The 17497-nt window shown below is 63.2% G+C and carries 18 protein-coding genes; 1 reads left to right on the forward strand and 17 read right to left on the reverse strand.

Annotated elements, in window-relative coordinates; all coding sequences use genetic code 11:
- Nucleotide 1 precedes the first annotated feature (1 nt).
- From WHT83_RS25710 to WHT83_RS25745, 8 genes are all read right to left on the reverse strand, one after another.
- A complete protein-coding gene (locus WHT83_RS25710; RefSeq protein WP_268738159.1) occupies nt 2-424 on the reverse strand; it encodes a proton-translocating transhydrogenase family protein in 423 nt (140 codons plus the stop codon).
- The gene (locus WHT83_RS25715; RefSeq protein WP_341878490.1) at nt 424-1725 is read right to left on the reverse strand and encodes a Re/Si-specific NAD(P)(+) transhydrogenase subunit alpha; all 1302 of its coding nucleotides are present in this window, start codon (nt 1723-1725) and stop codon (nt 424-426) included. Before WHT83_RS25715 ends, WHT83_RS25710 begins: the two co-directional genes overlap by 1 nt.
- Nucleotides 1726-1883: 158 nt before the next feature.
- Complete coding sequence (locus tag WHT83_RS25720; RefSeq protein ID WP_108610204.1) at nt 1884-2684, reverse strand: ABC transporter ATP-binding protein; 801 nt, start codon at nt 2682-2684, stop codon at nt 1884-1886.
- A 55-nt stretch (nt 2685-2739) separates the two neighbouring features.
- Nucleotides 2740-3516: an ABC transporter permease gene (locus WHT83_RS25725; protein WP_183264772.1), complete on the reverse strand. Its 777-nt coding sequence runs from the start codon at nt 3514-3516 to the stop codon at nt 2740-2742.
- A gap of 64 nt (nt 3517-3580) precedes the next feature.
- Nucleotides 3581-4489, reverse strand: coding sequence for an ABC transporter substrate-binding protein (locus tag WHT83_RS25730; RefSeq protein ID WP_245440017.1), 909 nt, complete (start codon nt 4487-4489; stop codon nt 3581-3583).
- Nucleotides 4490-4927: 438 nt separating this feature from the next.
- Nucleotides 4928-5926: a GTP-binding protein gene (locus tag WHT83_RS25735; RefSeq protein WP_341878491.1), complete on the reverse strand. Its 999-nt coding sequence runs from the start codon at nt 5924-5926 to the stop codon at nt 4928-4930.
- A 2-nt stretch (nt 5927-5928) separates the two neighbouring features.
- Nucleotides 5929-6396: a RidA family protein gene (locus tag WHT83_RS25740; protein WP_341878492.1), complete on the reverse strand. Its 468-nt coding sequence runs from the start codon at nt 6394-6396 to the stop codon at nt 5929-5931.
- Between the two features lie 25 nt (nt 6397-6421).
- Complete coding sequence (locus tag WHT83_RS25745; protein ID WP_108610200.1) at nt 6422-7162, reverse strand: GntR family transcriptional regulator; 741 nt, start codon at nt 7160-7162, stop codon at nt 6422-6424.
- A gap of 299 nt (nt 7163-7461) precedes the next feature.
- Here WHT83_RS25745 and WHT83_RS25750 point away from each other — a divergent pair, with 299 nt between their 5' ends.
- Nucleotides 7462-8826, forward strand: a complete 1365-nt coding sequence (locus tag WHT83_RS25750) for a cytosine deaminase (RefSeq protein ID WP_341878493.1) — start codon at nt 7462-7464, stop codon at nt 8824-8826.
- Nucleotides 8827-8930: 104 nt separating this feature from the next.
- Here the strand turns inward: WHT83_RS25750 and WHT83_RS25755 are convergent, their stop codons facing one another.
- The 9 genes from WHT83_RS25755 to WHT83_RS25795 form a co-directional block, all read right to left on the reverse strand.
- Nucleotides 8931-10124 (reverse strand): amidase, encoded by a 1194-nt coding sequence (locus WHT83_RS25755; RefSeq protein WP_406874066.1) that lies wholly within the window; start codon nt 10122-10124, stop codon nt 8931-8933.
- 110 nt (nt 10125-10234) lie between these two features.
- Nucleotides 10235-11224 carry an ABC transporter substrate-binding protein gene (locus WHT83_RS25760; RefSeq protein ID WP_268738162.1) on the reverse strand — a complete coding sequence of 330 codons (990 nt, stop codon included), beginning with the start codon at nt 11222-11224 and terminating at the stop codon, nt 10235-10237.
- A gap of 456 nt (nt 11225-11680) precedes the next feature.
- The gene (locus WHT83_RS25765) at nt 11681-12670 is read right to left on the reverse strand and encodes an isochorismatase family protein (protein WP_108610197.1); all 990 of its coding nucleotides are present in this window, start codon (nt 12668-12670) and stop codon (nt 11681-11683) included.
- Complete coding sequence (locus WHT83_RS25770; RefSeq protein WP_108610196.1) at nt 12667-12867, reverse strand: 2-hydroxymuconate tautomerase; 201 nt, start codon at nt 12865-12867, stop codon at nt 12667-12669. The genes WHT83_RS25765 and WHT83_RS25770 overlap by 4 nt, the downstream gene beginning before the upstream one ends.
- Before the next feature lies 1 nt (nt 12868).
- Entirely contained in the window at nt 12869-13552 is a 684-nt protein-coding gene (locus tag WHT83_RS25775; RefSeq protein ID WP_341878495.1) for a resolvase, read from the reverse strand.
- A complete protein-coding gene (locus WHT83_RS25780; protein ID WP_341878496.1) occupies nt 13549-14895 on the reverse strand; it encodes an amidohydrolase family protein in 1347 nt (448 codons plus the stop codon). Before WHT83_RS25780 ends, WHT83_RS25775 begins: the two co-directional genes overlap by 4 nt.
- Complete coding sequence (locus tag WHT83_RS25785) at nt 14892-15782, reverse strand: dipicolinate synthase subunit DpsA (protein WP_341878497.1); 891 nt, start codon at nt 15780-15782, stop codon at nt 14892-14894. The genes WHT83_RS25780 and WHT83_RS25785 overlap by 4 nt, the downstream gene beginning before the upstream one ends.
- Entirely contained in the window at nt 15779-16867 is a 1089-nt protein-coding gene (locus WHT83_RS25790; protein WP_183264767.1) for an NAD/NADP octopine/nopaline dehydrogenase family protein, read from the reverse strand. Before WHT83_RS25790 ends, WHT83_RS25785 begins: the two co-directional genes overlap by 4 nt.
- A 172-nt stretch (nt 16868-17039) precedes the next feature.
- Nucleotides 17040-17471 (reverse strand): heme-binding protein, encoded by a 432-nt coding sequence (locus WHT83_RS25795; protein ID WP_108610191.1) that lies wholly within the window; start codon nt 17469-17471, stop codon nt 17040-17042.
- Between the last annotated feature and the right edge of the window lie 26 nt (nt 17472-17497).

The following is a 17497-nucleotide window of genomic DNA, read 5'->3' on the forward strand; positions in this document are numbered from 1 at the left end:
GTCACTTGTCCTTCTTCTTGTACATCGCCAGCATGCGCTGGGTGACGAGGAAGCCGCCGAAGATGTTGACCGAGGCGAGCACCAGGGCAATGAAGCCGAAGCCGGTGGCAAGCCCGGAGGCTGCGATGCCGACGGCGAGCAGCGCCCCGACCACGATCACCGAGGAGATGGCGTTGGTCACCGCCATCAGCGGCGTGTGCAAAGCCGGCGTCACCGACCAGACGACGTAGTAGCCGACGAAGATCGCCAGCACGAAGATGGCGAAGCGGAACACGAACGGGTCGATCGCCCCGCCGCTCAGCGCATGTGCAGCGTCGCCCGCGGCGTCCGCCGCACCTTGGCTGGTGGCGAGATCCTGGATGCCGAGCCGGACGGCACCAACCGCCTGGTCGAGCTGGTCGAGGGCTTTCTGAAGACCTTCCATCACGCGTCTCCCTGCTTGGCCGGCTTCTTGGCGGTGGTTTTCTGGGCAGTGGTCTTTTTGGCAGCGGCCGGTTTTTCGGCCTTGGCCGCACCGTCGCTTGCCGGGTCGTCGCCGCGGTTCTGGCCCGCAACGACCGGCTTGGGCTTGTCCGCTGCAGCCGCTGCCGCGGCATTGGCGAAGTTGGGGTGAACGACGCGGCCGCCATCGGTCAGCATCGTTGCCTTGACCAGCTCGTCGTCGCGGTTGATGACAATCTGCTTGGTCGTCTTGTCGACCATGGTCTCGAGGAAGGCGAACAGGTTCTTGGCATAAAGCAGCGAGGCCGAGGCCGCGACACGGCCCGGCACGTTGAGATGGCCGACGATCTTGGCCCCGTTGGCGGTGGTGACGACCTTGCCAGGCACCGCACCCTCGACATTGCCGCCGCGCTCGACGGCGAGGTCGACAAGCACCGAACCCGGCTTCATCGAGGCGACCATGGCCGCCGACACCAGCTTCGGCGCCGGACGGCCCGGGATCAGGGCGGTAGTGATGACGATGTCCTGCTTGGCGATATGCTCGGCGGTGAGTGCCGCCTGCTTCGCCTGGTACTCCTTCGACATCTCCTTGGCGTAGCCACCGGCGGTCTCGGCCGCCTTGAACTCCTCGTCCTCGACGGCGAGGAACTTGGCGCCGAGCGAGGCGACCTGCTCCTTGACCGCCGGACGCACGTCGGTGGCGGTCACGATCGCGCCCATGCGGCGGGCGGTGGCGATCGCCTGCAGGCCGGCGACACCGACACCCATGATGAACACTTTCGCCGCCGGCACCGTGCCGGCCGCCGTCATCATCATCGGCAGCGCGCGGTCATATTCGGCGGCACCGTCGATCACCGCCTGGTAGCCGGCGAGGTTCGCCTGCGACGACAGCACGTCCATGACCTGGGCGCGGGTGATGCGCGGCATGAACTCCATGGCAAACGCCGTGACGCCTGCCCTGGCCATCGCCGCGACCGCGGCGTCGTTGCCATAGGGATCCATGGTGGCCAGCACCGCGGCACCTGGCTTGTAGCCCTTGAGCTCGGCTTCGGACGGACGGCGCACCTTGAGCACGACATCCGCCTTGCCGGCATCGGCGGCCTTGCCGATCTTGCCGCCGACCGCAGTGAAATCGGCGTCGGGAATGCGCGACAAGGTCCCCGCCCCGCTCTCCACGATCACGTCAAAGCCCAGCCCGACCAGGCGTTTCACCGTATCCGGCGAAGCACCAACCCGGCTCTCAATCGCATCAATCTCTCTCGGTATGAATATCGTTCCAGGCATCCGGGCTCTCCGCGCAACTGGTCGCCCGCCGGGAAAATGTCCCGGCGGCGTTCATGTCATTTCTGTCGCAATTGCCGATTGGCGGATCGGCCGAACCGATCGGGGGCGTCAGGTGCCCAGCGGGCCCGAAAATCGTCGCCGGTTTCCGGGCCTGTCCACTAGTGGGCGACCAGAATGCCCTTGGCCTCGAAGATCGCGCGGATCTGCCGGACGTAGCCGTGATAATCCTTGTCTTCGTGGGTCTTGCTCCACTGCCGCGGGCGCGGCAGATCGATCTTGAGGTCGAGATCGACGCGGCCGGGACGCGGCGACATCACCAGCACGCGGTCGGCGAGGAAAACCGCCTCGTCGATGCCGTGGGTGATGAACAGCACCGTGTTGCCAAGCCTGAGCCACATCGACTGCAGATCCATGATCATCTGTTCGCGCGTCAGCGCGTCGAGCGCGCCGAATGGCTCGTCCATCAACAGCAGGCCCGGCTCCTGGATCAGCGCCCGGCAGATCGCCACGCGCTGGCGCATGCCGCCGGAGAGCTCGGAGGGATACTTGTTGCCGAAGCCTTCGAGGCCGACCTGGGCCAGCAATTCTTCGGCACGTTGCCTGTATTTCGCGGCATCGAGCTTCTTGATCTCGATCGGCAGCAGGATGTTGTCGAGCACCGTGCGCCAGTAGAGCAACAGATCCGACTGGAACACGACGCCGGTTTTCGGATGCGGCCTGCTGACGCCGTCTCCGTCGATGGAGATGCTGCCGGTCGAGGCGGGTGTCAGGCCGGCGAGAAGCGAAAGCAGCGTGCTCTTGCCGCAACCGCTCGGCCCGACGACGGCAACAAAGCTGCCGGGCTCGATCCTGAGATCGATCTTGTCGAGGGCGAGGACGTCATCGTCCTCGCGTGTCTTGTAGATCTTGGAAAGCCGGGAAATGTCGACCGCCGCGCCAGTCTGGGTAGTGGCACTCATGGAATTGCCTCACTGAACCTGTATTCGTTGTTGCCGGACCGATTGAAGGGCCGGGTTATTTGGCGGAGTCGCGCTTGTAGGTGACGCGGGACTCGATGGTGTCGATGATGAAATAGAGCATCACGCCAAGTCCCGAGATCGCCACCACGGTGGCGAAGTTGAGCGTCGTGTCGAACTGCGAGTTGGCCTGGAGCTGCAGGTAGCCAAGGCCGCGCTCGGCAGCGACATACTCGCCGATGACCGCACCGATGACCGCCAGCGACACCGCCACCTTGAAGCCGCCGAAAATATTCGGCAGTGCTGCTGGCAGGCGAACCTTGAAGAACGTCTGCCATTCGCCGGCACCCATCGAGCGGACGAGATTGACCAGGTTCTTGTCGAGCGATTGCAGGCCGACGACGGTGGAAATGACGATAGGGAAGAACGAGATCAGGAAGGCCAGCGTGATCTTGGGCGCCCAGCCGTAGCCGAGATAGAGCACCAGCAGCGGCGCCAGCGCTACCTTGGGCACCGTCTGCAGCGCCACCAGGATCGGGTAGATGGCACGTTCGAAAGCCCTGGAATAGAAGATCGACAGCGCCAGGGGGATGCCGACCAGCACCCCCATGGCAAAGCCGACGACCACTTCAAAAAGCGTGACATAGCCATGGGTGGCGAGCAGCGGCAGCTCGTTGACGATCCGCGTGGCGATAGCCAGCGGGGTCGGCAGGACGAACTCCGACAGCCCCGACAAGGGAACCAGAATCTGCCAGGCACCGAGCAGCACGACCGCGAGGATAAGCGCCGAGTAACGCTCCAGCCAGGGTCCTCGCGATTTTTTCTTGCTGCTCATGTTGTTGCCTTGCTTTTTCTGCGCCTGACCGGCGCCGATTACATCCGTGCTCGCCACCGTAGCCTCACTGCGTCAGAAGATCATTGGTATAAAAGGTCGAGATGGGCTTCGGTTCACCGATCTCGTCGACGCTGCCGATCAGCTTGAGCGCATCGGCAATCGTCTTCTCGTCGACCCATCCGAGAGGTTTGCCCGTGGATGCCGGAATGGACTTTGAAGTCGCTTCGACCTGCTCGCGGACGACCTTGTCGGACGGTCCGGCCTGCCATACCGCCTTCAAAGCGGCGGTCGCTGCGGCAGGATCGCTGCGCGACATTTCGATTGCCTTGCTGGTGACGGAAAGGAAGTTGCGAAGCACGTCGCCCTTCTTCTCCACACCGTCGGCGCTGGCGACAACGGCCAGGCCGGGAACTGCGAGGCCGAATTCCTCCATGTCGAGGACAGCGAAATTGGTCGAGGTCTTGTCGATGAGAACAGGCAGATCGCTTGTGCGGTACACGCCAACCACGTCGACCTTCTTCTGCACGAACTGCGGAATGCGGGTCTGGCTGTCCATCTGGATCTTATTTACCTTCTTGCAGTCGATATTATTCACACTGCAGAAGACATCCATGTAGGCCGTCGACGTTTCGCCGATCGAGCTTGCGATGGACTTGCCCTCGAGATCGCTTGGCTTGACCACCGGATTCTCGGGATGAGAAATAAGGACAACGGGCGCGGCCGGCTGGTAAAGAGAAATAATCTTGACCGGCATGCCTTTCTGGATTGCCGTGATCGCAAATATTCCAGGAACCACTGCAAGGTCTTCCTGGCCCTGAAGAAGGGCCGCGAGGGCCGCCTGCGCGCCAGCACCTTCACCGAGCGTCACATTGAGGCCGGCATCCTTGTAGAGGCCTTTTTCCTGCCCCAGGTAGAAGAAGCCGTATTCGCCCTTCAGCTTCCAGCTGAAACGTAGATTGATGTCCTCGGCCATCGCACTGTGACTTGCCAGGACGGTGGCTATGGCAGCGGTCGCGGCCAGAGCCGTGCCGCGAATGAGACCTGTGACGTACAACATTTCTCTCCTCCCTAAACGAGCACCGACTGGCGCCCCCTATGGCCCGAAGGCCTGCCTCTCTCCCCCGAACAAGGCACGACAGCTCACGCTTTCGATCCTCATTCTTGATCTCATAGTGTGATCACAATTGAACTTTGTCAAGCGCCGAATCTAAGCTTGCCTCTAACAAATGTCGGGCGTTCTGCTGGCACTTCGCAGCTGCGCGACCTCTCCCGCAAGCACCGGAAATCGCTTCTGGATTCGCCACGCGTCGCGACGTCGCGACCGAGCCTCGGCACGGCTTAGCGCGCGCAGCCGTCAGGGCCGACACAAAAATGTTTGGGCAAAAGTCGGACGCCAGCGGCTTTCGGATCGTCAGTGCGCGGTGGCGAATGTGCTCGGCAACGAATTCTCAATCGCGGCGCGGGTCAGGTCGCGGGCAATGAAAACCAGCCAGCCATGCGGCATGCCATCCGGCCAGCGCTCCAGATACTCCGGCGGATAAACGACGTGCTGGACGCCGTGGATGACCACCGGACGCGCATCGCCCTTGACCGGCAGCAAACCCTTCACGCGAAGGATCGATTGGCCGCGACCGGCCAGAAGCAGTTCGAGCCAGTCGACGAAAGCAGGCCAGTCCACCTCTCGCTTCACTTCGACCGTGAAGGTCTCGATGCCGTCGCTGTGCTTGCCCAAGGCTGGTGTGTCGGCCATTTCGAAATGGCGCGGCTGCCAGCTTTCTTCGTGATCGAAGATATCGGTCGCGCTCGGCATGCTTGCGCGGCTGGAAACAAGCTGCCTGACCTGAGGGTTCACCTTGCCGACATCCTGGCCAAGCGCGTCGAGCCGCCAGGGCTCGACGAGATCCGACTTGGTGATGACGACGCAATCGGCAAGCGCGACCTGCTGCACCGCTTCGGCGAAGCTGCCGATGCTGTTGACGCCGCTGACGCCGTCGACGGTGGCAACGATGCTGCCCGCCCGATAGCCGCGACGAAGCTGAAGATCGCTCATCACCGCCTGCATGATCGGTGCGGGATCGGCGAGGCCCGTGGTTTCAACCACGACCCGGCGGAAAGGCGCCACCTCGCCGCGACGAACCATCGCCAGAAGGTCCGCCAATGTGGAAACGAGATCATCGCGCACCGCGCAGCACAGGCAGCCCGAGGACAACAGCACGGCGTCCTCGGATACTTCCCGCACCAACAGGTGGTCGAGCCCGACTTCGCCAAACTCGTTGATGATCACGGCCGTATCGGCGAGATCCGGCTCGCCGAGCAGATGCCTCAGGAAGGTCGTCTTGCCGCTTCCCAGGAAGCCGGTCAGCACATGGACCGGAATTCTGTCGTCAATCGTCGAAGCGGCAGGCTGCACGGTCAGTTGACCTCGAAGATCGCGTCGACTTCGACTGGCACGTTGCGTGGCAGCGAATAACACCCGACGGCAGCACGGGCATGGCGCCCTGCCTCGCCGAACACGTCGACCATCAGGTCGGATGCGCCGTTGATGACCTTGGGGTGATCCTTGAAGTCAGGCTCGGCATTGACGAAGCCGCCGAGGCGGATGACGCCGACAACGCGATCGAGATCGCCATCGAGCGCCTGCTTGAGCTGGGCCAGGATGTTGACGGCGCAGAGCCGGGCCGCCGCCTGGCCTTCCTCGACCGTGTAGTCGGAGCCGAGCTTGCCGGTGTATTTGTCCTTGCCGGTCTCGCTCGGCACCTGGCCGGAAATGTAGACCTGGTTGCCCAGGCGGCGCGCCGGCACGTAATTGGCGGCAGGAGCCACGGTTGCCGGCAGGCTGATGCCCAAGCGCGCGAGATTTTGTTCAAACTTACCCGCCATGGCGCGGTCCTCCCAGATCGTGATTTCAGTAGTCGAATTGCAGTTCCGGCCCCTGCGCGAAGGGCAGTTCGATGCCCTGCGAACCTGCGACGCTGAGCAGCGCCTTGCAGGTGGTGCGGATGTCGTGGACGATGCCCTTCTTGGCCGCAGTCGCGTTGCCATCCTTCAGCGCGGCAAGAATGTCTTCGTGGTCGGAGGCATTCCACGGCATCGATGGGATCAGCAGCGACATGTACATGGTCGGGCCGAACTGCAGCCAAAGCGATTCGATCAGCGGCATCAGCACTTCGGAATCCGCAGCCTCGTAAACCGTGAAATGGAATTTCTGGTTATAGGACAGGCAGTTCAGGATATCGCGCTTTTCGATCGCCACGAGCAGTTGCTTGTTGAGGCTGGTCAGTTGGCTGATCAGGGCAGGTGTCACCTTCTTGGCGGCAAGCTCGGTCGCCATGCCTTCGAGCATCTCGCGCACGGCGAAAAGATCGCTGAGCTTTTCCGGTCCCAGCCGCGGCACACGCACCGAACCGCCCTTGGTCTCCTCCAGGGCATTCGCCGCAACCAGCCGGCTCAGCACTTCGCGAACCGGCATCGGGCTGGTGCCAAAACCTGCCGCCAGCTTGCGCAGGCTCATCACCTGGCCGGGCAGGAATGCGCCCACCATCAGCCCACGGCGCATATAGCTCAGCACGTGCTCGTGGACGTGACCGCGCGCCGGCTTGACGGCATCTTTGTCGCCGTTGGCGCCTTCGACCTTGTCTATCCGCATTCCGCTTCTCCGCCTCTCGCCAATTTCCTCAAGAGTTGCGCTGTACGAGGAACGACGTTGCTGCGGTCGGCCGCAGACAGACGCCGGCCGGGGGCAGAAGTTGACAGGCCGCAATCTGTGATCTCATATTGTGATCAATAAATGATCTTTCCCTGAACGGCAACCTTTAACTGCCGCCGGTCGGCCGAGCGAATTGGTGCCTGCCCACGCTGTCGGGTTGCGGCATTCCTGCCTCAGCCTGAATTGGCGACAACGCGGTTTTCAATGGCAAAGGCCGTGACAATTGCAAAGGAATATCGATGACCATAGCTGCACCTGACCAAGTATCCCTGCACGAAACGATCACCGCAGCCGCAGTGCATGGGCGATACATGCTGCGCAATGTCCGTCTCAACAATGCAGTCACAGGAACAGGTGCCATCGAAACCGCGGGTGCCGAGTTCTTTCTCGCTGACCTGACTGTAGAGCACGGCAAGATATTGGCAATAACCCCGGCGGCCATTCACCCCCATCCGGCGGGCATCATTTCGGTCGACGCCGGAGGCCGTATCGTGCTGCCGACCTTCGTCGATTGCCACACGCATCTCGACAAGGGCCACATCCTGCCGCGAACGCCAGGTGCCGACGGGTCTTTCCCCGGCGCCATGAGTTCCACCGGCGCCGACCGCCTGGCCAACTGGTCTGCCGAAGACGTTGCCCGGCGCATGGACTTCGCTTTGCGTTGCGCCCACCACTACGGGACATCAGCCATGCGCACGCATCTCGATTCGGCGCCGCCACAGGATGCGATCTCGTGGCCTGTCTTCGAGCAGATGCGCGAAGCGTGGCGGGGCAGGATCGACCTGCAGGCAGTCTGCCTCGTCGGCATCGACTTTGCCCGCAACGAAGCCGCCCTCGACGCCCTGGCGCAGCGCGTGGCGGCGGCCGGAGGCGTATTTGGCGCCGTCGCATTCCCCGTGCCCGACATCGATGCACTGCTCGACCGCATGTTCGCGACAGCGACCCGGTACGGCCTCGACCTGGATTTCCACGCTGACGAAACGGCCGATCCGGCGGCCAACTCCCTGCATCGCATCGCCGAGGCAGGGCTGCGGGCGCGTTTTTCGGGCAAGGTGCTTGTCGGCCATTGCTGTTCGCTTGCCACGCAGGACAGTTCGATCGTCGACAGGACGCTCGACACCGTCGCGGCCGCCGGACTTGCGGTCGTGTCGCTGCCGATGTGCAATCTCTACCTGCAGGATAGGCGCCACGACGGCACCACGCCGAGGTGGCGGGGCGTCACCCTGCTGCACGAGATGAGGCGCCGCGGCATTGCGATCGCGCTCGGCTCCGACAACACGCGGGACCCGTTCTATGCCTATGGCGATCTGGACATGATGGAGACCTATCGGATGGGGACCCGGATCCTGCACCTCGACCACGAGGTCGGAGACTGGCCGAGAGCGGTATCGGCAACGCCTGCTTCCGTCATGCGCCTCGACGGGAGGGGCATGATGGGCGAAGGCCTGGCAGCCGACTTCATCTTGTTCGAAGGACGCTGCTGGTCGGAATTGCTGTCGCGGCCCGAAAGCAACCGCATCGTCATTCGCAGCGGCGCGCCCATCGCCTCGCCGCTTCCCTCCTATGGGGAACTGGACGATCTCGTCGGCCTGGCTCCGCGCTGAATTGCAAAACACGGCTCGGCCGCCGGGTGAACCAGCGGCCGAGGTCCTCAAGTTGGATCGGGCTCGCGCTCGCCCGGTCCGACACCCGGCGTGAAACCGGCCTGTCACCCGACCATCATGCGCGCCGCCGCCATGAGCGACAGGTCCGAACCGCGAGGGCCGATCAGCGAAACGCCATAGGGAGCTCCGTCCACCTTGCCCGCCGGCAGCACTATCTGCGGAAGGCCGGCGAGACCGGCGACGCAAAGCAGGGTCATCGCCTCGTGGCGGTAGCCGTCGAAAACCTCCCCTGGCGCGTCCAGGCGGAACGGTGCATCGTGAACCGCGGGCGCCAGGAGGATGCCATCCAGCCCCAGCAGATCGTCCATCCTTTGCCGGAAGCTGTCCCGGATACGGTTGGCCGCGAGATGGTCATCGTCGGTCAATGACATGGCATAGGCATATCGCTCATCAAGTCCACGCGAGCGCGGCATGCCGGACGCGGTCATCCACGAAATGACGGACTTTCTGGTGTCCCAGGCCTGCAGCTTGCGAAACGCTTCGTAGACCGCGCTCACGCCGGGTCCCGCATAGACCGACGCCGGTGTCGCACCAAGATGAGCGAAAGCTTGATCAAAGACCGCCCGGGGCCCGTCGGCGAGCCTGTCCGCCATGTCCTTTGCCAGCAGGAGCCGTGGCTGGGCGGGTAGCACGATGTCGTCGTCGCCCAGGACCACCTTTCCGGCAGCCTCGAGCGTGTCGATGTCGCGCGCGAAGAGGCCGAATGTATCGAAGCTGGCGGCCAGATTCATGCAGCCGGCGAGCGACACGCGACCGTGGGTCGGACGGAAACCCCACACCCCGCAGAAACTGGCGGGAAGGCGCACCGAGCCACCCGTATCCGTTCCGATGCCGATGTCAGCCAGGTTCGCAGCAACGGCAACAGCGGAGCCGGAAGACGAGCCTCCAGGCACGCGATCTGGAGCAGCGGGGTTTACCGGCGTACCGAAATGGGCGTTCACACCATAGAGCGACCACGCCAGTTCGTCGGTGTGGGTCTTGCCGACAAAGCGGGCGCCTGCGTCGAGCAGGCGCTGAACGGCAGGAGCCGTTCGGGCCTTCACATCGCTCTCGGCCAGCATGAGCGGACATCCGCATCCGGTGCGGTATCCGGAGACATCAAACAGGTCCTTCACCGCAAGGCGCAGCCCCGCAAGCGGGCCAATGCCGGCATTGGCCACTTCGACCGCCCCATAAGGCATGAAGGCGCGAAAATGATCTTGTTGCGGCGACATAAATGCTTCCTGGAAATTGTTCATTCTCGCCGGCTCGACCACGGTCGAACCGGCGCTTAAGCGGCGCAGATCGCATATGCGCATCGGCGCGTTCAGTCTTTCAGTCTTTCAGTCGCCGAGGCGGGCGGTCGGCCTCACTCACCCAGCAGTTCGTTGGTGTAGAAGTCGGAAAGCGGCCGGGGCGTGCCGATATCATCGACGCTGCCGATCAGCTTCAGCGCGTTGGCGATGACCTTCTCGTCGACCCAACCGACCGGGGTGCCCCCGGACGTCGTGAACGATGCCGCCGTCGTCTCGATCTGCCGCTGGAGGACCTGATCCGAAGGCCCTGCCTTCCATACCGCCTTCAATGCGGCTGCCGTTCCCGCCGGGTCGGCCCGCATCATTTCGATTGATTTGGCGTTGGCGGCCAGGAAGCTGCGCAAGGCATCTCCATTCTTGGCGATACCCTCGTCGCTGGCGACAATCGCCTCGCCGAGCACGGACAGGCCATAGTCGCTCATGTTGAGGGTCACGAACTTCGCTCCGGCCTTGTCCTCGAGCACCGGCAAATCGTTGTTGCGGTAGACGCTGACGACGTCGACCTGTCTCTGCAGGAACTGGGGAACGCGCGTCTGCGAATCCATCTGGATCTTGTTGATCTTGGTGCAGTCGACACTGTTGATCTCGCAGAAGGCGCCGAGATAGGACGTGCCGGTCTCACCCACCGCATGCGCGATGGTCTTGCCTTCCAGATCTTTCGGCGTGTTGACCGGATTGTCGGGATGCGAGATCAGCGCAAGCGGGGTCGAAGGCTGGTAGACCCCGATGATCTTGACCGGCATGCCCCTCTGGATCGCCGATACGGCAAAGATCCCAGGCATCACCACCACGTCTTCCTGGCCCTGGATCAACCCACCCAGTGCGGCCTGCGAACTGGCCCCCTCGCCGAGCTTCAGTTCCAGCCCGGCGTCCTTGTACACGCCCTTCTGATCGCCGAGATAGAAGAAGCCATACGCGCCACTCAGCTTCCAGCTGAAACGGACTTTGAACTCCTCGGCCATCGCACCGTGAGATGCGAAAGCAGTGACGACGGCAGCAGTGGCGGCAAGCGCCAGGCTACGTATAAGACCTTTGCGATACAACGTTTCTCTCCTCCTTTTTGCGGCATCGTGCGGGGCCGACACGGCCCGGCACGCGCGTCTCTATCCTCCAAGAGACGCGGCAGAATTGCGTGCACACTCCATTCTTGATCTCATCGTGTGATCACAATTCATTGGTGTCAAGGCAAGAGTATGGTCCGGCCAAAAAGTAGTTTTGCTAGCGGCGACTGTACTTCTGAGTAGTAAAACTCAGGCTGACAGGTCCGGATTGCTAACGGCGTCCAGGCCAAATGTATGGACGACTTGCCATCAACTTTGCCGCCCGGTGGGATGCCGGCCTCAACCCTGCAGGATCCTGATCATGGCGTCGCCTGGATAGGCGACTTTCCGGCGCCGACCGCCAGCAGCGATCTTTCGGCCTGGCATGTGCCGCAGCTCAAACGCAATTCGGCCGCCGGGCGAGCCGGCGGCCGAATGCACTCTTGAGAAATGCCAGGATCAGGCGGTGGCGCCGACCTGGTAGAGCTCGACCTTGGTGCCGTCGGGATCGGCGATGTAGATCGTCAGCCCGTAGGGTCCGTCATGCAGCTCGTTGAAGTAACGCACGCCGGCCTTCTTCAGCTTGGCGTCCAGAGCGCGGACGTCATTGACTTCGAAGGCAATGTGGTCGAGCTGGCGATGGTCGCTCGTCTTGCCGTGGATCAGGGCGATACCCTGATGGAAGGCGGTGAACGGACGGCCGTCGGCGAGCGGCTTGGCCTGCCGGATCGTGAAGCCCAGCTGGTTGGTGTAGAACGCCACCGAAGTGTCGATGTCGTTGACCATGATCAGCTGGTGGCCGTAGTTGGTGACGCGCGGCTTGACCTGTTCGCCGATCCAGTCGAGCACCTCCGAGGAGGGCGCGATCTCGCAGAAATACTGCTTCCAGATCTGCTTGGCGGTTGCTTCCCACTCGGCGTTGACGCCCGACACGCAGTCGTCGACGGCAATCACGTCGAGATCGCGCAGATAGGCTTCGCGGATCGAAGTCTCGACGCAGGCATTGGTGGTCGCGCCGGTGACGAACAGATGCTGGGTGCCCAGCATCTTCAGCATCATTTCGAGGCGGGTTTCATAGAATGCGCCGAAGCGATGCTTGCGGATGACGAAGGCCGGATCGAAATCGGCGAGTGGCTTCAGCTCGTCGATGATCTGCTCGTCCCAGCTGCCGGCCAGCGCCGATACCTGCTTGCGCCGGGCGGTATGGCCGAGCAGCTTCTTCTTGGCGCGGTTCTGGTCGACGGCGAAGTGTTCCTGCATCGTCCAGATGACCGGAATGCCGGTATCCTGGCAGCGCTTGATCAGCTTGGCCAGCGGCGGCACGATCGAGGACAGGCGCTTGGTGTCGACGCCCGAAATACCGAGCGTGCCCTTTTCGTGGATGAAGGCGTTCTGCAGGTCGATGACCAGCAGTGCCGACTTGCGGTAGTCGAGGGCTTCGAGGCTCATTTCTTGTGCTCCACCATGTCGATGCCGAGCACGCCACCGCGGCCCCAGCTGTCCTTGGGCGTCTCGTGAATCACGACGTGCAGGTGATCGGGCTTGCAGGCAGCCTCATCGACCATGGCCTTGGTGATGGCTTTGACGAGATTGCGCTTCTGCTCGACAGTGCGCCCTTCCCACATTTCTACGACGACGAACGGCATTCTATTTCTCCTCTCTTTCGGTGGGCAGCGCGCCGGAGGCCCAGACGGGCACGGCGGGCGCGAAGCCCGAAACCAGATCGTTGTCCGCCCGGTCGGTGCCGCAAAGCAGCCACAGCGGACGATTGGAATAATTGACCAGTACCCGCTCTTGCATGCAGGCGAGATTGGCCGGGTGCCTGGAGTCACGATCGAAACGGCTCGTCGCCGGCATCACCCGGATGACATAAAGCGGTTCCGAAGGATCATACCCTTCAAGCACCTGCGGCCCGATATCATTGAGGCTGACCGCCCTGGCCTCGGGCTTCTCCCGTCCCACAGGCAGCAGGATTATGGCGCCGGCAAGCGGTGTCACCGGCCAGTAGCGGCCTTCCCTGCTTTCTCCGAGGAACTCGGCGTAACCGCTTGCTTCGGCAAACAACTCGCTGTCCCACAGGATGACATCAGGCCCGACGACCTTGCGTGCGGCGTCGATCACGACATCGCTCTCGCACAGGTCGAGAAAGCTCCACGGATCGGTGAGGCCGATGACATGGCCCCACGGATTGTGGATCCCCGACAACCGCTCCTGGCGCACCGTTGCCTTGCGGGCAACGATGCCTGCCACCGCTTCGCGCACCGGCAGACGCGCCGGTATCAGCGAAACCCGGCCGGCCAGGTCCAGTTGATCGGTGGCCGAAGGTGTCATGCCGGCAGCGTCACGCAGCGGCCGCGACCGTAGTTGGTTTCGGCGACCACGCCATTTTCGTAGACGATGTCGCCGCGCGCCACCGTCATCACCGGCCAGCCCTTCAGCTTCCAACCTTCATAGATGCAGGTGCCCTTGCCGGTGTGGGTGACGGTGCGCTCCTCGTCGAGGTCGACCAACACCAGGTCGGCATCGAAGCCGACATCGATGTGGCCCTTGCGCGGCCACAGGCCGAAGCGCCGCGCCGGATTGAACGAGTTGAGCTCGACCAGGCGGCTGAGCGGCATGCCGCGCTGATGGACGCCGAAATGCAGCATCAGCGACAGCTCCCACGGGAAGCTGACGACGCCGGGGAATTCGGTCCACAGGTCCTCGAGCTTCTTGGGCAGGAACGGCACGTGATCGGTGCCGAGGCTGTAGACCGAGCCGTTGAGCATGCCGGCCCAGAGGCCTTCGAGTTCGTTGCGGTCACGCAGCGGCGGCGAGATCTTGGCGCGCATGTCGAGATCGTCGTCATAGCAGGTACGCGTCAGGTAGTGCGGGCAGGTCTCGACCGTGACGTGCACGCCGCGCGCCTGCGCCTCGGCGGCCAGCACGGGGCCCATGCCGACCGAGGTATGGACAAGATGCAGCGAGCAGCCGGTCTTTTCGGCAAGGAAGATCATGCGGCGAATGGTTTCTACCTCGCAGAAGGCCGGACGCGATTCCGTGTAGGCGCCGAGATCCTGGCGGCCGGTCGCGGCGATCTCCTTCTTGATCCAAGAGGCGATCTGGGTGTTTTCGCAGTGGACGTTGATGACGCCGCCGGGAACCTTGGCGAGGATGCGCATCGCCGCATAGACCCAGCCATCGGTCGCCGGCACGATGCCAATCGGATTGTCGGGCTCGTAGCCGAAATAGCACTTGAACGACTTCACGCCGGTCTTGGCGACGATCTCGGGGATCTCGGCGATGTGCTCTTCGCGCTGGATGCCGAAGTGGAAGCCGAAGTCGATGACCGAGTTCTCCTCGCCCAGCGCCTTGCGCTCCTCGTAGAACGGCAAATAGGATTCCTTGAGGTTGCGGATGTAGAGAAGTGCGGTGGTCACGCCGCCGGAAGCCGCCGCCGCCGTCTCGGTACGCATGTCCTCGGCGAAGGGGAACTTGACGCCGAGGTGGCAGTGCGGGTCGATCAGGCCCGGCATCAGCACGCGGCCCTCGGCATCGATGGTGCGGGTTGCGTCGGGCAGCGACTCGTCCGATCCGGTCAGGACGATCTTGCCGTCCTTGACCGCCACGCCGCCGTGGAATTCGCCGTCGTGGCGAACCACCCACGCATTCTTGATGACCAGATCCGCTTTCATGACTTCTGCTCCAAAATTCCTGCAATGCGCCGGCTGATGCCGCTCCACTGGCTGCGGCCGACGGTGATCGGCGCCCGTGCGCCCATGCCACGCGCCCAGACGGTCTTCAGTCCGAGTTCGCCAGCCGCATCCCTGTCGATCGTGCCGGGAGGGGCCGCGACATCGACCAGCAAAGCATGCTTGGGCAACAGCGCCAGCTGTTCGCGCTCGAGCAGGCGCTTGGGCACGCTGCCGATGACGATGTCCATCTTCGGCAGGTATTCCGGCAATTGTTCGAGCGTCAGCGATTCCGCACCCGCCGCGTAAGCCGCAGCGCGCTGGACCGGGTTGCGCGCAGCAACATGGACATGGGCGCCGAGGGCCAAGAGTGTGTTGGTCAAAAGCGAGCCGATGGTGCCCTGCCCGACCAGGCAGATGTTGGACTTGTGGATGGTGATCTGGGTGTTTTCGATGATCACCTTGAGCACGCCCTCGACGATCGCCGGGCCGCGCAGCAGCATCAGGTCGACGTCCCACTCATATTCGTGCAGCGTGATGCCGAGTGCTTCGCAATGGCCCTTCAGATTGGCGTCGCCCCAGCCGAGGATGATATGGCCAGGCTTGTTCATGCCGTCGAGCATTTCGCGCGTCGGGATGATCTTTTCCGGGCACTTCGGCGCAAACAACGCGCCTTCGGCGGTGATGCCGGGGATCGGGAACAGCGCGATGTCGGCGCCCTTCAACGCATCGGCAGCGTCCTTTGCATGGTAGACACCCTCGATACCCTCATCCGGCCAAGGGAAACCATAGGCGCGGACGGTCGCTCCGGCACGGACCGCGCAACGGGCGATCTCCTGTTCGCGGGCGTCGCCGGCGACGACGGCGATGACTGTGTTATGCCAGCTCATTGCGCCCTTACCTTCTGAATGACCTGATCCCTGGACATGCCGGCGATACCCATCGCCTCGGCGGTGCGGCCGCCCTTGCGATAGTCGGTGCCGACGGCGATCTGCGCCAGGCTGTAGAGCGAATGCGCAACCGGCGTCTCGACGCCTGCGATCTTCGCGAGTTCAAGGAAAGGCAGCAGGCCGTGGCCGAAGTCTTCCTTATAGTAGCGGTATTCGAGCGAGTCCGGGCCCTTGATGCGCTTGTTGGCCTCGCCGCCGGCAATTGCCGCGCGGAAATCGCTGGTATCGACCACATCGGCCTCGACCGTGCCGAGCAGCTTCATCTCTTCGACGAGGTTGGGCAGATCATGCCCGAAGGCCTTGGCGACCGCCAGCCGCTCGTCGTCGAGCTGCTTCATGACACGGGCGACGCCCGGGGTCATGGCATCGACGTAGAAAGTGAAGTTGCCACCCGTCGCCTCGACCCAGGCTGCCGCCAAAACAGCCGCCGGCGGATGCAGGACCATGTTGACGTTGGAGAGATCGGAGGCGATCACGTCGGCAACCGGGGTGAGGCCCGGATAGAGCTTTCCTGCGATCTCCAGAACTTCCGAACCGCCCTTGAGCGCTGCCGCCTTGAGCTGCTTGGCCCGGCCGGAGACGGTGACGCCGTCGGGGCGATACTTGCGCGCGACATAGGTCAGCGTCGAGAACTCGACCACCGGAGGTGCGGCACGGCCGGTGCGTGAAAACGTCTCGGCGAATTCGAGCGCGCCACCGGTGTGGCCGGGATTGAGCACGACAGGCTTGCTGGATGACCATCCCGCCCCTGCCAGCGCCGAAGCGATGGCCGAGTGCGAGAAGGTCGGAAGGACAACCACTGCGACGTCGACACCGTCGATGGCCGCCTTGAGATCGGTGGTGATCAGCGCCGGCCTGGCGACGCCTTCGCCGAGCTTGCCCTCGTAAGCGACACCGCCGAGCTTGATATGCGGCTCGAGCGTTTCGGCCGAGCGCGCCCAGAAATGCACGTCATGACCGGCCTGGACCAATTCCGCGACCGATGCTGCACCGCCCGCGCCTGCGCCTAATACTGCAACCTTCATACTCTCCTCCGAGGATCGAAGCGCAGCGATTCTAGCCGCGCGCCCTCAAGCGCCATGGTGCTGCGGACTGGTTCCTCCCGAGCCCATGCGCTGAATTGCTTTCATCAACCAGTTTGATCACACTTTATGATCACAGATGGAATTGTCAAGCGGAAGAATGCCCTTCCGCCCGTTAGCCTGCGACTGCCGCGAAGCCTGCGGCTTCGATGCCCGATATGGCCGCCAGTTCGTCATTGTCGGAGGTGTCGCCAGTGATGCCTACGGCACCGAGCAAGGCGCCAGATGCGGTCCGGATCAGCACGCCGCCAGGCACGGGCACGATGCGGCCACCGGAGACAGCATTCAGGCCTTCCATGAAGTGCGGACGCTCTTTTGCGGTCGTGTCGAGCCAGCGCGAGCCCATGCCGACGGCGAGCGCGCCATAGGCCTTCCCACTCGCGATTTCGAATCGCAGCATCGACGAGCCGTCCTGTTTCTGGAAGGCGATCAGATGGCCGCCGGCATCCAGCACCGCCACCGACAGGGGCTTCATCTTGGCGTCCTGGGCTTTGGCGAAGGCCGCCGCGATGATGGCATTGGCCTTGGCAAGGGTCAGTTCGGACATGTGGTGTTCCTATCGATTTCCAGAAA

This window comes from Aminobacter sp. P9b (assembly GCF_045345995.1).
In the GTDB taxonomy this organism is placed as follows: domain Bacteria; phylum Pseudomonadota; class Alphaproteobacteria; order Rhizobiales; family Rhizobiaceae; genus Aminobacter; species Aminobacter niigataensis.

Excerpts from the sequence above, each read along its gene's own strand:
- WHT83_RS25730 (WP_245440017.1), bottom strand. The coding sequence starts at position 4,489 with ATGGCCGAGGACATCAATCTACGTTTCAGCTGGAAGCTGAAGGGCGAA.
- WHT83_RS25725 (WP_183264772.1), bottom strand. The coding sequence starts at position 3,516 with ATGAGCAGCAAGAAAAAATCGCGAGGACCCTGGCTGGAGCGTTACTCG.
- WHT83_RS25775 (WP_341878495.1), bottom strand. The coding sequence starts at position 13,552 with ATGACACCTTCGGCCACCGATCAACTGGACCTGGCCGGCCGGGTTTCG.
- WHT83_RS25795 (WP_108610191.1), bottom strand. The coding sequence starts at position 17,471 with ATGTCCGAACTGACCCTTGCCAAGGCCAATGCCATCATCGCGGCGGCC.
- WHT83_RS25770 (WP_108610196.1), bottom strand. The coding sequence starts at position 12,867 with ATGCCGTTCGTCGTCGTAGAAATGTGGGAAGGGCGCACTGTCGAGCAG.
- WHT83_RS25765 (WP_108610197.1), bottom strand. The coding sequence starts at position 12,670 with ATGAGCCTCGAAGCCCTCGACTACCGCAAGTCGGCACTGCTGGTCATC.
- WHT83_RS25785 (WP_341878497.1), bottom strand. The coding sequence starts at position 15,782 with ATGAGCTGGCATAACACAGTCATCGCCGTCGTCGCCGGCGACGCCCGC.
- WHT83_RS25710 (WP_268738159.1), bottom strand. The coding sequence starts at position 424 with ATGGAAGGTCTTCAGAAAGCCCTCGACCAGCTCGACCAGGCGGTTGGT.
- WHT83_RS25780 (WP_341878496.1), bottom strand. The coding sequence starts at position 14,895 with ATGAAAGCGGATCTGGTCATCAAGAATGCGTGGGTGGTTCGCCACGAC.
- WHT83_RS25745 (WP_108610200.1), bottom strand. The coding sequence starts at position 7,162 with ATGCGGATAGACAAGGTCGAAGGCGCCAACGGCGACAAAGATGCCGTC.
- WHT83_RS25740 (WP_341878492.1), bottom strand. The coding sequence starts at position 6,396 with ATGGCGGGTAAGTTTGAACAAAATCTCGCGCGCTTGGGCATCAGCCTG.
- WHT83_RS25755 (WP_406874066.1), bottom strand. The coding sequence starts at position 10,124 with ATGAACAATTTCCAGGAAGCATTTATGTCGCCGCAACAAGATCATTTT.
- WHT83_RS25715 (WP_341878490.1), bottom strand. The coding sequence starts at position 1,725 with ATGCCTGGAACGATATTCATACCGAGAGAGATTGATGCGATTGAGAGC.
- WHT83_RS25720 (WP_108610204.1), bottom strand. The coding sequence starts at position 2,684 with ATGAGTGCCACTACCCAGACTGGCGCGGCGGTCGACATTTCCCGGCTT.
- WHT83_RS25790 (WP_183264767.1), bottom strand. The coding sequence starts at position 16,867 with ATGAAGGTTGCAGTATTAGGCGCAGGCGCGGGCGGTGCAGCATCGGTC.
- WHT83_RS25750 (WP_341878493.1), top strand. The coding sequence starts at position 7,462 with ATGACCATAGCTGCACCTGACCAAGTATCCCTGCACGAAACGATCACC.